The sequence below is a fragment of the Dictyobacter formicarum genome (assembly GCF_016587435.1).
Genome location: NZ_BNJJ01000012.1, coordinates 142,155 through 156,738, shown reverse-complemented (window position 1 = coordinate 156,738; position 14,584 = coordinate 142,155). Strand labels below are relative to the sequence as shown.

The following is a 14,584-nucleotide window of genomic DNA, read 5'->3' as shown; positions in this document are numbered from 1 at the left end:
ATGGCTGTTACAACTTCACAGTCCTATGAAAAGGCGGCTAGCCAGGTGCTCAAGGGCTCATCGGATATACGCCGCCGTCACTTTCGGTTCAGTAGCCTGCTGGCCTATATAGTTCTGGTGATTGCCGCATTGGTGACGATCTTCCCGCTGGCTTGGATGTTTGTTTCATCCTTGAAGCCGGGTAGCGAGATCGCGACGACCCCTCTGGGGCTGGATCTGCATACGCTCTCTTTCCACAACTATACTGCTTTGCTTGCTGCCGTGCCGATGTGGGTCGGGTTTCAAAATACCTTTATTGTGCTGGTGCTGCAGGGCGGAGCCACCATGCTCTTTTGTCCGCTGGCCGGCTTTGCCTTTGCCAAGTTTCAATTCCGAGGCAAGAAATTCCTGTTCGCCTTTGTGCTCTCGACCATGATGGTGCCCGCGATCGCGATGATCCTTCCACTCTTGCTGGAGATGGGAGCCCTCAACTGGGTGGATACCTACCAGGGCCTGGTTGCGCCCGGACTGGTCAATGCCTTCGCGATTTTCTGGACGCGGCAGCAGATCGCGGATGTGCCAGATGAGCTGTTGGAGGCGGCCAGGGTTGATGGCTGTACCCCATTCGGCATGTACTGGCGCATCGTGCTGCCTCTGATGCGGCCTGCGCTGGCCGCGCTGGCGATTATGACTTTCCTGGGTATCTACAACGATTTTGTGTGGCCGGTGATTATTACAGGTTCCGATTCTATGCAAACCTTGCAGGTGATGTTGTCTAACCTGGCGACCCAGATTAATAATTCGAGTCCGGGTACAACGGGACACGATGCCTGGGGTATGATTATGGCCGCCAGCACGGTGGCGACGTTTCCGGTGATGGTTCTGTTTATCGCGCTTCAGCGTCAATTTATCAGCGGCATGCTGGCTGGGAGTGTCAAAGGATAGATTATGGGTATATATTCTGAACAAGAAAACAGGTCTCGACTAGCGTATGGGCAGCGTTCGGCCTATCCTCGTCCGGATTTTGATCGTTCGCATCGCTGGCTGTGCTTAAATGGCGCCTGGGATTTTTCGCCTGATCCTGAACAGCAGGGGCTGGCTGAGCGCTGGGAAGAGCCTGGCAATGGCAATTGGACGCAGCAGATTCAGGTTCCCTTTGCCTGGGAGACCGCGGCTTCGGGGATTGGACAGGAATGGCTGCCGGTTGGCTGGTATCGTCTGCGTCTACAGTGTCCTGCGGAATGGGCGCGTGAGCGGACCATCCTGCACTTTGGCGCGGTGCATTATCTGTGCCAGGTGTGGGTGAATGGTCTGTGGATCGGCGAGCATCGTGGCGGCTACCTGCCCTTCTGCTTTGATATTACCGATGCTTTGCGCGATGGATGTGGTGAGCTGATTGTGCGGGTTGAGGCGCCGTTAGATAAGCTATCTATCCCACATGGTAAGCAGCGTAGCCGTCCCAACGATGACTACTATGAATGTCAGTTTACGGCCAGCAGTGGTATCTGGCAGACGGTCTGGTTGGAGGGGCGTCCAGAGACGTTTATCCAGCATGTGCGCCTGTCACCATCCCAGGGGTTGACGGCCATTGAAGCTTGCGTAGAACTCCGGGGTAAGTCTCTGGCTGATACCACTCTTTCCGTTCAGATTGACGGTATGCCGGAGCAACAGGTGCCTGTTCATGATAGTGTTGTGCGGTTGACTTTGCCTGTTGAACAGCCTCGTTGCTGGACACCGCAGGACCCGTATCTCTATTATGTGACGGTCAAACTGGTAAGCAGTGCTGGTGTTGATCAAGTGAAGTGTTATACCGGTTTGCGTTCGATTGAGGCGCAGGGCGACAGATTATTGTTGAATGGTGAGCCACTATATGTGCGCGGCGCATTGGAGCAGGGCTATTGGCCGGAAAGCGGCTATAGTGCGCCCAATGATGATGCTCTGCGCCTGGATGTTGAGATCGCTCTCCAGGCAGGCTTTAATCTGATGCGCAAGCATATCAAGTTAGAAGATCCTCTCTGGCTCTATTGGGCTGATCGCCTGGGCCTGCTGGTCTGGGCTGAACCCCCCTGTTATGGACGTTTCTCTCAGGAGGCGGCTGCTATATTTGAAGCGCAGTTGCCGTTAATGGTGGCGCGCGATCATAATCATCCTTCTATTATTCTCTGGGGTATTTATAACGAAGAGTGGGGCCTGGATTGGCGCAGCGGCCAGGATGTGGATAAGCAGCAAGCGGTGATTCGAGCTTATGATCTGCTGGCCGCCCATGATCATAGTCGTCCCATTATCGATGACTCCGGCTGGAATCATGTCAAGACCGATGTGCTGGATTGGCATTATTATGATAATGATAATCAGCGCTGGCGTGATGTGACGGCGGCTCTGGCTAGCGACAATACTACCTGGTTTGGCCATCAGCTGGGCGTGGATCATTGGTATGAAACGCAGCTGTGCGTAACCGGCCATGAGCAGCAAGATCTTCCTTTGTTGAATGGGGAGTATGGTGCAGGCAGTACTGACGAAGAACGTGGCTGGTATTTTCGCTGGCAAACGCAGGAGCTTCGGCGTCATGCTGCTATCAGTGGTTATATTTATACCGAGCTCTACGATGTTGAATATGAGTTATGTGGCCTCTATAACGCCTGGCGCCAGCTCAAGCCACTGGGCTACGATCCCAAACTGGTAAATGCCGATACGGTCATTATTTTTGACCTGGTACCGCATAAGCCTGGCCTGGATTATATTGTGGATCAGGCTGAACTGGCAATCCCTTACCAGATCTCGCACCAGGGATCTCTACCCATTCGTGGCCAGTTGCTCTGGTGGTGGGAAAGCGATAGTGCTCATGCGAGTCACCTGGATTTAGATGATGTGGTAGAGCCATACACGATTACTGCTCCGCAGTTATTGCGCTTTACATTGCCATCTGCACAGGTAAGTGGACGCCTGCACGTGCAGTTGCTGGATGGGCATGGGCATAGTTGTGCCTATGCTTTTCTAGACATTGCGCCAGCTAGCGAGGCGCAAGCTGAGCAGCAGCCTGGCCGAGAGGGCTATGCCTTCTCTGAGAAAGATCTCCCGCAGGTAAACAACGAATAAACTCTTCTAAGGACCAACACATAGATAGTCCTTCTATCTAACCTGGTTTGGAGAGAAGTGTGCTTTGCTACGTTTGCGCTTCTCTCTACACCCTATTTCATGAAAGGAAAAGATGCATATGGCTTCTGGCAGACAGAAAAGCTGGCGGCGCGTCTTTCAGCTCCTTGCGCCGTGGATGCTGTGCTTTTTCGTGACCGCCTGTGCATCGTCGACTGCATCTATGTCAAAATCGGTTGCCTCTCTACACAATCCATTAGCCCCTGTGGCTGATCCTTTTATTGTCTATCACAATAACAGCTACTATTTAACTGGCACACATACAGGTAATTCACTGGAAATCTGGCATGCGCCGCATCTGGAAGATGTGGGCCAGGACTCAAAGACCATCTGGAGTCCGGCTCCTGGTGAGCCTGCTTTCCAGGTCTGGTCGCCTTCAATGTTTTTGTTAGATTATCAAGGAAGCAGTCATTGGTTCGTTTATTTTACTGCGGCCCTTACCGATAAGAACGAAGATCACCGTATTTATGTATTGCAGAGCCAGGGGTCAGATCCGCTGGGACCTTACACATATAAAGGCCAGCTGACCGGTACCGACAATACAACTGCCATTGATGCTTCAATTTTACAGTTGCATGGCCAACTCTATTTGATGTATGTGCTGGAGAAAGGTACAAATGCTACCTACCTGGCCCCGATGCATGATCCACTGACCGTCAACGGGGCGCCGCGTTTAATTATTGATCCCGATCAGCCCTGGGAGCAGGGCTACCAGGCTCGCTCCGACTATCCGGTGGCTGAAGGTCCCGAAGCCTTGTATCATGATGGCAAAACATTTATTGTCTATTCAGCCAGTGATACAGGCAATTATAATTATTGCCTGGGTCTGATGACCTACCAGGGTGGGGACCCGCTTGAGCGTAGTTCCTGGCAGAAAAAGGGGCCGGTCTTTGAATATAATAGCGATAACGGTGTCTTTGGTCCTGGTCGTGCCCACTTTACTACTTCACCTGATGGGAAGCAATCCTGGATGGTGTATCACGCTAAAACAACTGCGGACTTCACCTATGCTGGACGTGAGGTACGTGCTCAGCCTTTCACCTGGAATGCTGATGGTACTCCCAATTTTGGCACTCCTGTCAGTGTAAAGACTCCTCTGGAGCCACCTTCCGGTGAATAATCTATAGCAATTTTATTGTCTCTCTTTGATAACGATGTGGGTATCCCTTCTCATTGTGTAAGAAGGGATACCCACATCGTTATTTTTTTGCTCCTCAATGTGTTGGGGAGCACTTGTGTTCAATTTGAGAGTGGTTTATAATCATCCATAAAATAGTTGGGTAGCAAAAAGAAAGACTGATCTGCTGATGCCAAAGAGTGCACGCTATAAAGTGAGCTGGTCGGAGGAGAGAACTGCCTATGTTTTGACTGGGCCAGCGGCGGATGACGCTCTGCCTTCTTTAACTGGTGATGGGCAGCAGTGGTTGGCATGGTTGGAGGGGCAGCGTGCGTTCGCTTTTTATGGTCGCCATGGACAGTTAAATCTGCTGAAGGAGAAACGTACTCGCGGTAGAGATGGTTACTGGTATGCGTATCAACGTCATGGCGCGAAGATGGTTAAACGCTATGTTGGGGCCAGCACTCAGTTGAGCATGGAGCGGATGGAAACGATTGCTGAATTGCTGACGCATGGGGAGCAAGAGACTACGCTGGCACGTGCGCCTCAGCTAGAGTCGTTGTTATTGCCAAAGTTGCAGCTACCGCTGCTCCCAAAATCACTGATTGCTCGCCCACAGCTGCTGGCCTTGCTCGACAAGAGTCTGGATTACAAGTTAACCTTTATCTCGGGTTCGGCAGGTTATGGCAAAACGACCACAGTTGGCCAGTGGATCGCGCATCACACGCATACGCATCCTGCTCCTTTTGGCCTGACCAGCCTCGTGCTGGATGAGAGCGATAATGATCCGGTTCGTTTTTGGCATTATATCATTGCAGCCTGTCAGAAGTTGCGCGCTGATGTTGGTCGCGAGGCCCTGGAGTTGCTGCAGGCACATCGCTTGCCGCCGTTTAAACCGCTGGAAATGATGCTGACCACCTTGCTTAATGAGTTAAGCCAGCTTGAGCAACCATGCACCCTGGTGCTGGATGACTTTCATGTTATCCATTCCGCGCAGGTGATCGCCAGCTTAAATTTTTTCCTGGATCATCTGCCGACTTCATTTCACCTCATTATCCTGATGCGTGGCGATCTCCCTTTTAACGCGGCCCGCTTACGGGCGCGTAACGAATTGCTAGATATCTATCCACCTGATTTAAATTTTTCCTTGGAGGAAACCAAAGCTTTTTTTGAGCAGGAACTGCCTTTTGTGCTTTCGCCAAAGCTGTTGCGCCAGATTTACGCACGGATTGAAGGATGGCCGACCGGCTTGCGTCTGTTGACTAGAGCTTTGCGCCGGTCCGAGTACCATCAGGAGGAAGCGGAGCAGTTGCTTGCGCACGTTGCTGGTAGCTATTGGAATGTGCAGGAGTATTTTCTTAACGAAATTTTGCATACCTTATCGCCTGAGCTACAGACCTTTTTGCTGCAAACATGTATCTTGCCACGCGTTACCGCTACACTGTGCGATGTTATCACGGAGCGCCAGGACAGTGCACGCCTGCTAGAAACCTTGCGTGCGGGCGATCTTTTTTTGATTCCCCTCGATGGGATAGGCGAATGGGCGCGCTATCTCCCCCTTTTTGCTGAGGCTATGCAACAAGAGGCCCGGCGCCGCCTGGGTGATGAGCAGTTGCGCCAATTGATGGCGCGGGCCAGCTTATGGTATGAAGAACATGCTTTTGTTGTTGAAGCGATTGATATGGCACTTAATGCTGAGATCCCTATCCGTGCAGCCAGGCTGATTGAGCGTTTTCTGGAAGAGAAGCGACAGGCCAACATTCCAACTATCCCTGACTATTATCGCCTGTGCCACTGGTTGGGACGCTTGCCCGCTAGCGAGCTGGAAAGCCATCCCGAGTTGTGTTTAAATTATGCGCTAGCCTTGCTCTTTATTTCCTATGAGGAGGCTATAGCCCCTGATCGTCAGGAGTATATACATCAGCTGCTTCGTCTGGCTGAGCAGTATTGGCGCGATGTGAATGATACGGCTAAACTGGCCGAGGTGTTTGCTTTACGGGCGCTGCAGGCGCGGAAAGAGGGAAAGCTGCTGCAGGCTGTGACCTGGGCGAAGCAGTCTTTGGCCTGGTTGCCGCAGGAGGATCAGCTATGGCGCAATTTGAGCCTGACAGTGGTAGGGATGGGTGAGGCCTTTGATGGTCATCTCGAGCGTGCCTACGATTTTTTGTTTGAGGCTCAGTTGCTGAGTGAGCAGCAGCATAATCTTACCTATGTTCGGGCGGCGATCGGGATGCTGAGTTGGGTGGTTTTTGAGCAGGGTAAGCTCTTGCTGGCATCGGAACAATACCTGCAGATGCAGCGCCAGGCCAGGCTTTATGAGGATTATGATGATATTGCTCATACTCAGTTGGCGCTGGCGCAGATCGCTTATCAATGGAATAGATTAGATGAGGCCGAGCAGGCGGTTGACGAGGTGTTGGAGATTGGTGAACGCATGCATGTGGAAGAGTTTGAGGCACGAGCCGTTTTGAGTCTGGCCCTGATTGAGCAGGCCCGTGGCCAGTATAGCCAGGCCCAGCAACGGCTTACTGCGTGGCTGGCGCGTAGGCCAGTTTTCTCGTCACCTTTTAGCTATCAGCTTACACGCCTGGTTCAGGCTGTCCAGGCCCGCATCCAGCTGGCTGCCGGTGATCTAGCTGCGGTTAAACATTGGTTGAATAGCATTGAACGACGCTCAGCGAACATTCCCCTTTTGCAGCGCCAGCGTGAGCAACTGCTCCAGTTGCGCCTCCAACTGGCTGAAGGAGAAGTGACGGCAGCGATCGGGCAGCTAGAATATCTGGCTGCCAGTGCGCAGGAAACGGGCCATACCTACTTCTGGCTAGAGGTTCAGGTGGTATTAGTGCTGGCTTATGCACGGCAAGGAGCATACGCCAGGGCGCACGAGCAGCTCCACCAGGTACTGCGAAGCACCTATACCGAAAGCTATGTACGCCTCTTTCTTGATGAAGGTGAAGAACTGGCCCATCTTTTACGCCATTGCGCCTCTCATCTCCATGAAAAAGGACTCCACGCTTATGTGTTACGTCTCCTCAACGCCTTTGCGCAGGAAAGTGAATCCGAAATGGCGGTCAACGCGCTGGCTCCACAAGAAATTTTGAGTTCACAGGAGCAAAAAGTGCTGCGTCTGCTGGCTGCTGGCAATTCTAATGCTGAAATTGCCAGTGAGTTGGTGGTTTCGGTCAATACTATACGCAGTCAGGTGCAGAGTATTTATCGCAAGTTGAATGTTAATAACCGTGTTGAGGCCAGTAGCGTTGCCAGTCAGCTGAATTTCTTATAGTTGCGCGCATCTCCAGATTGATATGTAATCATCCAGCATTTCATCCTCCTGGAGGATGTGGGCTCATCCATCTGCTAGCTAAAGTTGGGGTAGTTACAGAACACAACACAAGAGTATGAGCAGATTGGAGTAAATCTTTCTTATGAGCACACACAAAGTTTTGACGCCTCAACAGGAGTCTGTGGATGATATGACTCCCACGCCTGGCCGTAAAGCTATCTTTTTTCTGTTTGTCGTGGCCTTTTTTAACACCATGGGGATGACGATTATCAATCCGGTGGTTCCGTTTATGACGCAGCAGCATCTGGGCAATGCCAGTAACCTGGCGGTTATTGTTGGCTGGATGATTTCAATCTATGGTATCTGCCAGCTTATCGCGGCTCCTGGCCTGGGTTTGCTGAGCGATCGCTTTGGTCGGCGCCCTGTCCTGTTTATCTGCCTGTTGGGTTCGGCTATTGGTTATCTGTTCTTTGGACTGGGAGGCGCGCTCTGGCTCCTCTTCCTGGGTCGTATTATCGATGGTCTGACCGGTGGCAACTTTAGCGTTCTTTTTGCTTATATTGCCGATATTACGAAGCCTGAGGAGCGCGGCAAATACTTTGGCATGGCCGGAGGTATCGCGGGCGTTGGTTTCATCCTTGGTCCCAGTATTGGCGGCTTGCTGGCTAACATCAACTATAGCGCTCCTTTTATCGTGGCCGCTGCCATTATTCTGTTAAACATCGTCTGGGGCTTCTTTTTTCTGCCTGAGAGTTTACACAAAGAGCAACGTATCACTACCATTCACTGGCATGATTTAAATCCACTCAAACAAATGGTAAATGTCTTTAGCATGGTTAATCTGCGCTGGCTGTTGCTGGCTGGTTTCCTCTATGCTTTCCCGTTTGCGATCTTGCAATCCAACCTGACCATTTTGTTGAAGGATAGTCTGGGTTGGAATGCCAGTGGCGCTGGACTTGTCCTGACGGTCGTTGGTGTGGTCGATATCCTGGTGCAGGGTGTATTGTTTGGTAAGTTGCTGCCGGTCTTTGGCGATATCAAGTTGGGTATTGGCTCGCTGGCGCTGGTGGCCATCAGTTATCTGCTGATGGGCACGGTTGCTTTTATTGCTTCGCCTCTCTTGCTGCTGGCAGGTGTGATTCTTTTCGCTGGTGCTGGTGGCCTGGTCGAAAATGCTTTGCGCGGCCTGTCCTCGCGTTTGGCCGGGCCTAGTCAACAGGGCTTGATTGGTGGGGCCAACCAATCCATGCAGTCGCTGGCGATGATCATTGGGCCTCTCTGCGGCGGCGTCCTTTATGAGCAGTTTGGGCATGCGATACCATATTGGTTCGGTGTGCTGATTATTGCTCTAGCTATAGTTTCCGTTATCCCTGTCGTCTCTGTTATGCGCACCCATGAGCACCTGGGCGAAGAAGCGCCAGCAGAAAAGTGATTGCCTGGACCACAACGGCGTGGGCTTTTTGGCTGTCGATGATGTTCTGGTTGCTGCTAATGTATTGTTGTTACTTCAGCTTCAAGATTCGTTCAGCGTTCAGGTGACTGATTTTTTCTTTGTCTGAGGGACTGATGGCTGCGTGATCTAAAAAGGCGCGCCCCTGTTCATTGCTGCTGTATGGGTAGTCCACAGAGAAGATGATGCGATCTGCCCCTACCGTCTGCAGGGCGAGCAATAGTGGTGGATCTGAAAAGAATCCGCTGGTAGTGATGGTGAAGTTGTGTAGGAAGTATTCCGGAACTGGTCGCTTGAGGTGCCTGGCCAGCGGTGTGACGACGTTGTTGATGCGATCCAGCATAAATGGAAGCATTTCTCCCATATGTCCAATAATGATTTGTAGCCCGGGGAAGCGATCAAATACACCCGCCAGGATCAAGCGCAGGGCGTGGAGACCTACTTCTGAGTGCCAGCCCCAGCCCGCCGTGGCTAATGAGAATGCGATGGCTGGATCGAAGCCGCTATAATAGGCTTCTCTTACTGCTGCGGGCGGTTCGCCTGGATGAATATAGATCGGTACCTCCAGGGCGGTGGCTCGTTCCAGAATCGGTAGAAATCGAGGATCTTCTAGGAAGCGTCCCTGGGTCGTGCCGTTAATCATGGCAGCTTTAAAACCGGGCAGCTGTAGTGCGCGTTCCAATTCATCTGCGGCGGCGGCCGGACTTCTCATTGGTAGGGTAGCAAAGCCCGCAAAGCGCTTTGGATATGCGGTGGTGGCAGCCGCCAGCTGATTATTGGCCTTTTGCACCAGCTCGATTTCCTGGTCGTTGGAAATGGACAACTCGCCCATGGCTGTATGCGAGATAACCTGTAGATCAATGCCATTGGCGTCCATATCCTTTAGACGTGTTGTGCCAAGATCACTTAGCTTATCCTGTATCCTGGGTATCATGGTTGGCGTTGGATTGGCACCTTGCCTGGTGGGGGTACGATGCATAGCCACTTTAAAGCCAATCGATAGAAAATGTTCTTCAATCGCAATTGTACGCATAAGCAGCTCTCGAGGTATTGCGCGCCAGCCTTTAGCTTCTCTGAAGTTCCGGGCGCAGCCTGGTAATCGATGCTGCATGCGGAAAATAAATCTGCTGGAGCGCGGCATCTTATTAATAAACTTCTGCATCTATCAGGAACGCTATGTGTAATTTATCTACTGCGAGATCTTTGCTTTATAAGCATTCCATTGCTGCTCACTGAGTCCTAATTCGCGCTTAAGCACGCTTAACTCTTCACAATCGAGGAATTCTTCAGCCAGAAAGCAACAGCGGCCAATATGCTCCTCTTTCACTATACGCGACATAGGGAGCACAAACCATCCGCGTCTTCGTAGTTGTTGTAATGCTTGTAGGTCCTGGGAAAAGAGGGTTTGTAGTGTATCGAAGGTATTATTCATCTTCATCTTCCTCGCCTTTCCTTCTCAACAGTGAGCAGGTAAAAGATGCCGGTGCATTATGTTTCTGCCTCTACTATATCACATAGAAGTTTACCAGTGAATAGTAAAAGAGGCGAAGTTCCCAGATAGCATATAGACAAAATATCCATATATATTCCCCCCTATAATGATGAGGCTATATATGGATATTTTGTTTGCTAACTACACTTTCTACGATGGACTGCCAGAATGATTGCTTATTGTACCGTCAGAGCAGCATCATCCACATAGAAGCTAGAAGTGAGCGAGGCATCGGTGGTGCCTAAAAAGGCGACCTGAACCTGCTGACCCTTATAGCTTGACAGTGCCGATGTTACATCAAACGTATATTGTGTCCAACCTTGCGCGTCGAGATTACAGCGCGTCTGTACCGTTGAGATCGTTGATCCACTGGTTGTACGCAGACGTGAACGGAAGTAATCGTAGCAGGTTGTAGTACTTGTCTCATTGGTACTGATATAGATCCAGTAGCTCAGGGTGATCTTCGTGGCACTGGATGGAATCGTGACCGTTTGATAGATCGTATCGGTACAATTGTTGTACCCACAAAGGTAGGCACTATTGACACCAGTATGGGGATTGCTGTTATCGACGATCTCATAGCCGCCAGAAGAGCTCTCCGTCCACGAACTTGAACCACTCTCAAAACCACCATTGGTCAGGATATTGCTGCCACCAGGAATTGGCGTTGGCGTTGGTGTTGGTGTCGCGGCTGGTGTTGGTGTGGGCGTTGGCGTCGTGGCCGGTGTTGGTGTGGGCGTTGGGTTCCCGCCGGTCCCAAACTGAATATCGAGTACTGCGTGTAGCTCGATGCCGTTGGGTGCAACGCCTGCCTGGCCGTGCAGGAAGTCGAAAAATCCTACACCCCTCACTGTTACAGGCACGTTTGCGGTCTGAAAAGAGCTAGTAGGCGTGTAGCGGGCATCAAATTCTGAGCGCGCTGTCTGGATACTTGATAGCAATGGGCTGGAGGAACCTACGCAAGCTGGATCAGGAATCTCGACAATCATGGTTTTGCCAGAGCTGTCGGAAAGGATCAGGTGATAGTCGGAATCAGTCTCAAGCTTGTATTGAGTCAGGGTGTCTTGCAGTTGAAATACAGTGGTCTCGGTCGGCTGAATACGATTGTTGGATGGTAAGGTGCTGGGTGCGGTTAACGCAGATAAGGCGGCAATTGTGGTCGGGGTCGTAGACTGGAGATTGATCTTACTAACATCGGCATCCGTGCCGGTCTTGACTGACCATCGTTCTACTCCACAAGATCCGGTGCTGCTGAGCGCATTCGGGTGGAGTGATTCCTGGTCTGTATCTGTGTCTTTAATCGGTGCCGGATGCTGGTTTGTGTGGATAATCGGTTGTGTGGCATACGCAGAACCAATACCGACCAGTGCCAATAAGATCACAGCTACAAGGGCCAGAAGAACGCGTCTTTGCATGTTAAGCTCCTTTTAACTAAACAAAAACTGTCCATGACTTAATGGGTGGAAATCTTCCTGGCAGCAAAGGAAAGAATTAAAAATATAAATATATTTTGCTGCTCCAGATAATTATACACCAAAAACATTATCTACGTATTATCTATATGTTATCTACATATTATTGTTAGGGGCTGGTATCGATGTGATCACTCATAATTGTTGGTTCACCCGATTTAATCGTAGATGCGCCCCTTGCGGGGCTTGTTTGTTTCCCATTCGCAAACGCATCCGAAAAACGATGTGGAGCAATTTAAATCGAGCACAACATCATTATTGATCATTCTTCGAGCGAATAAGGAAAAAGCGCCCGCAAGGGGCGCACCTACGATCTTCGCCTTTATTGTGGCTTTATCTTATTATTTTCGTGTAATTAGAGATATTGTCTCTTACGGCCGATTTTTTTCATCCTCGTCCTGCCTGATCGGATTTAACAGGCCAGGACAGAGGTGGAGATGGCTAGCGAGAGAGTGATGGTTGTCTGGAAGGAAGGGTGGCCTGGACGGGCTCGTCCCAGTCTACTTTGTATGCGTAGCCCCAGTCGAGCGTTTTGGGGTTGGCGGCGTATTTGAGGAAGAAGGGCATCATCTGGTCGCGGAACCATACTTGAACCGGATTGGTCATGATTTTCCCTTGACCCAGTCTGCGTGCGTATTGGACCATGCGCTCGACGCGCGCTCGACGTAGATGCTCATAGGTCGCGAATGCCTGTGTGAGGTCTGGAATGTCTCGCAGGCACTTTGCCAGGACTATCGCGTCCTCCATTGCTAGCGAGGCACCCTGTCCAGCATTTGGTGAAACTGCGTGGATCGCGTCGCCGATCAACACGACCGGTCCTCTATGCCAGATGGGTTGCGTGAAGATATCATAGATGGGGTAGCCGATGATTTTGCTATCGGTGGCCCGGATGATATCGGAGATGAGAGGCAGATCATCGCTGAAGAGATCCAGCATGCGTTCTTGCCACTTGTCGCTCTCAATCATCTCTATATCTCCCCGCGCAGGGGCTGCTTTTTGGGGAAAATTGACAAACCAGTAGATCTCGCTGGCTGAGCCAACATGATAGCCGAAGAAGGCTCGCTTGCCAAAAATGAAGTGCTGGGTGTCAGGTGTGGGGGAGAAGGTGGAGCGTTGGGCGAAGCCTCCTGTACTGATCAGGCCGATGTATTGCGGTGTGGCAGCGTTGGGATTGATGATCCGGCTGGTGCGAGAGTGAACGCCATCACAGCCAATCAGGAAATCGCCGGAGGCTGTGCTGCCGTCCGTGAAGGTGGCGACTACTCCTTGCTTGTCCGGCTGCAAGTCCTGGAGCTTCTTGCCAAATGTAATCTTGATTCCCTGGCGCATGGCTTCTTCACGTAGAGCTTTTTGTAAGGTAGCTCGTTTGATGACTACGCTTGGTGCTCCCACCTCTGCTCTGGCGCCATTGTGTACCTCGCCAAGGCGCTTGCCTTGCCCGTTCCACATGATCATGCGAGGAATGGGAGAACCTTGTCGGGAAATCAAATCCTCAAGTTTGAGCGGCTTGAGCACGTTAAGCCCATTACAGGCCATGTTCAGGAAACTGCCCGCATGGTCAGCAGGCTCGTTTCTGGCCTCATAAATTTCTGCCTCGATACCTGCTTGTTGCAGGAACATAGCGACGACTGGTCCAGCGATCCCACAGCCAATAATCAGAGCTTTTCTGTTCTGCACGGTCATAATGCTCCTTCTTTATGATCTTTATATTCGCTTTGACACATTATTTCGGGTAATCAGCATACTTATGCTGGCATATTGTTGATGCTCTCAAGACCTCTGCTATGCGCGATAAATGTTTACTGCTCTTCCATTTCTGCCTCACTATATGTGAGCGCGAATTCTGGATGGAGCACCTTCCACCCGAGTTGTCCATCTTTGAACACTGTCAGTGTTCCATCCTGGATCTCGCGAATAAGTCGTTGCACCCACGCGAGTTCGGCTTCCTGCAGCATCAAGGCATATTCGTCCTCAACCAGGAAGATCCGGTCTAATCCGTGCTGTAATTGTTCATCGATGGCGGCGCGTTTGGCGCGGATCTTCTCCAGGAGACGCTGCGTGCGTTCTTCGAGTAGTCCGGTTGCTTCCGTGGGAGAGAAGTGCACCAGGAAAGACAGGCCTGCTGCGAACTGGAGGTATTCTGTAGCGGGCGTGTTAATTAGTGAGCGCAGCCAGCGGAAAAACTCAGTACGTCCCGCCTCGGTTGTGGTGTAAACAGTGCGCTCAGGATGTCGCCCCTCGCGCTGTGTTTCTTGCGGCACAATCAGTTCCTCGCGCAGCAGCATGTCGATGACAGAATATAGCGAGCCATAGTTGAGCTTGATACTATCGGCCAGCCCGCGTTGTCGCATCACTGCCGAAACTTCGTAAGGATGCATGGGCCGCTCGGTGAGCAAAGACAACACGGCCAGCGCCAGCAGGTTAGATAACTTACGTTTTGTCATACCTGGTATTCTTTCTATGATATCCGATATCGTATATACTAATTAGTATATACGATATCGGATATAGTTTTGTCAAGGGAAGCGAGAGTAATAGCGCAATGAATAACCTTGACGTTAACGTTAATCTTGTTGTATACTTAAAGCGTGGTGGAAAACTTTGCCTCAATTCATCACGATCATTTTGAAATTCAAAG

At 51.0% G+C, this 14,584-nt stretch carries 10 protein-coding genes; 5 read left to right on the top strand and 5 right to left on the bottom strand.

The window, feature by feature from the left end; genetic code table 11:
• From JMI88_RS21425 to JMI88_RS21405, 5 genes are all read left to right on the top strand, one after another.
• On the top strand, positions 1-924 hold the full coding sequence (locus JMI88_RS21425) for a carbohydrate ABC transporter permease (protein ID WP_201364010.1): 924 nt from the start codon (positions 1-3) through the stop codon (positions 922-924).
• A gap of 3 nt (positions 925-927) precedes the next feature.
• Entirely contained in the window at positions 928-3,075 is a 2,148-nt protein-coding gene (locus tag JMI88_RS21420) for a glycoside hydrolase family 2 protein (protein ID WP_201364009.1), read from the top strand.
• A 118-nt stretch (positions 3,076-3,193) separates the two neighbouring features.
• Positions 3,194-4,252: a glycoside hydrolase family 43 protein gene (locus tag JMI88_RS21415; protein ID WP_201364008.1), complete on the top strand. Its 1,059-nt coding sequence runs from the start codon at positions 3,194-3,196 to the stop codon at positions 4,250-4,252.
• Positions 4,253-4,439: 187 nt separating this feature from the next.
• Positions 4,440-7,532, top strand: a complete 3,093-nt coding sequence (locus JMI88_RS21410) for a winged helix-turn-helix domain-containing protein (protein WP_201364007.1) — start codon at positions 4,440-4,442, stop codon at positions 7,530-7,532.
• Positions 7,533-7,674: 142 nt separating this feature from the next.
• The gene (locus JMI88_RS21405) at positions 7,675-8,964 is read left to right on the top strand and encodes an MFS transporter (RefSeq protein ID WP_201364006.1); all 1,290 of its coding nucleotides are present in this window, start codon (positions 7,675-7,677) and stop codon (positions 8,962-8,964) included.
• 70 nt (positions 8,965-9,034) lie between these two features.
• On the opposite strand, the gene JMI88_RS21400 is transcribed toward JMI88_RS21405, so the two are convergent.
• The 5 genes from JMI88_RS21400 to JMI88_RS21380 all read right to left on the bottom strand — a co-directional run bounded on the left by JMI88_RS21400 (position 9,035) and on the right by JMI88_RS21380 (position 14,390).
• Positions 9,035-10,015 (bottom strand): amidohydrolase family protein, encoded by a 981-nt coding sequence (locus tag JMI88_RS21400; protein WP_201364005.1) that lies wholly within the window; start codon positions 10,013-10,015, stop codon positions 9,035-9,037.
• A 156-nt stretch (positions 10,016-10,171) separates the two neighbouring features.
• Positions 10,172-10,420 carry a hypothetical protein gene (locus JMI88_RS21395; protein WP_201364004.1) on the bottom strand — a complete coding sequence of 83 codons (249 nt, stop codon included), beginning with the start codon at positions 10,418-10,420 and terminating at the stop codon, positions 10,172-10,174.
• Positions 10,421-10,650: 230 nt separating this feature from the next.
• Entirely contained in the window at positions 10,651-11,889 is a 1,239-nt protein-coding gene (locus tag JMI88_RS21390; RefSeq protein WP_201364003.1) for a hypothetical protein, read from the bottom strand.
• 498 nt (positions 11,890-12,387) lie between these two features.
• Positions 12,388-13,629 carry an FAD-dependent oxidoreductase gene (locus JMI88_RS21385; RefSeq protein WP_201364002.1) on the bottom strand — a complete coding sequence of 414 codons (1,242 nt, stop codon included), beginning with the start codon at positions 13,627-13,629 and terminating at the stop codon, positions 12,388-12,390.
• A gap of 116 nt (positions 13,630-13,745) precedes the next feature.
• Positions 13,746-14,390 (bottom strand): PadR family transcriptional regulator, encoded by a 645-nt coding sequence (locus tag JMI88_RS21380; protein WP_201364001.1) that lies wholly within the window; start codon positions 14,388-14,390, stop codon positions 13,746-13,748.
• Positions 14,391-14,584 lie beyond the last annotated feature (194 nt).